Source organism: Moorena sp. SIO3I8, assembly GCF_010692325.1.
Classification (GTDB): domain Bacteria; phylum Cyanobacteriota; class Cyanobacteriia; order Cyanobacteriales; family Coleofasciculaceae; genus Moorena.
In genome coordinates, this window is the sequence record NZ_JAAHHW010000423.1 from 1 (window position 1) to 1,259 (window position 1,259).

The following is a 1,259-nucleotide window of genomic DNA, read 5'->3' on the forward strand; positions in this document are numbered from 1 at the left end:
CACGACGCTCTTCAGATATGGGGAAATCTTTGCTTTTGATGACCTAGTAACACCAGTATCAAAAATCAATATTTCTACCCAAAAACATCTATACGAACGGCTGATCGTTAATGATATGTTTACCCCTGACTTCTACAAAAACTATCTTACCGACTTAGGTTTAAGGCTGTTAGAGACTATGGACTTAAGTCAACATATGCAAAAATGTTATCAAATTCGGTCTGCAATCATTCAACAGCAATATCCAAAACTAAGTAGGTCTTATCAGGAAAGTGCTGCTGCTGTGGAAGCTGGTGATGTAGGTTGGTGGTTCTTCCTCTGTGAAAAGTTAAGCAGCTAAGAGTTTTAACAAAATCCAACTATAAACGACTAGGAGGTTATGATGACAAAAAAATTTACAGAAGCTGATACCCAAAGCTATTACGATAACTCAGATGATCGCTATCGGATTTCCTGGCACCCAGATGGCAGCAAGCATTGGGGATATTTCGACAACTTAGATGAAGTCCACACCTATGAAGACTTTCTGCGTGGCTGCGATCGCTGGAATGAATATATGTTAGAACACAGTGGAATTTCTGCTCAGTCACGGGTACTGGAAGTAGGTTGTGGAAACGGTAAAGCTGCCGTCTGGATCGCTCAGCAAAAGGGTTGTGAGGTTGTAGGAATCGATCTTAGTGCCACTCATATCCGCAACTGCGAAATAAAAGCGAAGGATAATCCTTCACTAAATCTTTCATTCGAGAAAGCATCAATCCTCGATTTGCCTTTCCCAGATGAATCCTTTACCCATGCTTGGAGTCAAGGAACTCTCCTACATATTGAAGAACGAGGTTTGGCACTCAAGGAAATTAGCAGAGTCTTAAAACCCCAAGGACGGTTTGTTTTTGATGACTTAACTACCCCAACCATGGATATTAGTGAATCCACTCGCAAGCACCTCTACGAGCGGTTACTTGTTAATAATCTTTTTACCCCTGAATCCTATCGAGATAACCTGAGTGCGGCAGGTTTTAAGGTGCTGGAAGCGACAGATTTGAGCCAACATATGCAGAAATCTTATGCGATTCAGTCTGATAGAATTCGAGAGCAATATCCGGAACTTAGTGTGTCCTATGGCAAGAGTGCTGGAGCTGTTGAAGCTGGCGAACTGGGATGGTATTTTTTCAAAAGCGAGAAAGTATAAAAGGTACAATAATCCCGCCGATGGCGGAGTATAACGACGAGTAAAGTAGAAAAAGACACAATAAATGCAGATT

Annotated in this window: 1 protein-coding gene and 1 pseudogene; both read left to right on the forward strand. The window is 41.6% G+C overall.

Annotated features, from left to right (window positions below):
• A pseudogene (locus F6K51_RS37565) lies at window positions 1–340 on the forward strand (ubiquinone/menaquinone biosynthesis protein); the annotation flags it as partial.
• 39 nt (window positions 341–379) lie between these two features.
• The gene (locus F6K51_RS37570) at window positions 380–1,186 is read left to right on the forward strand and encodes a class I SAM-dependent methyltransferase (RefSeq protein WP_293031349.1); all 807 of its coding nucleotides are present in this window, start codon (window positions 380–382) and stop codon (window positions 1,184–1,186) included.
• Window positions 1,187–1,259 lie beyond the last annotated feature (73 nt).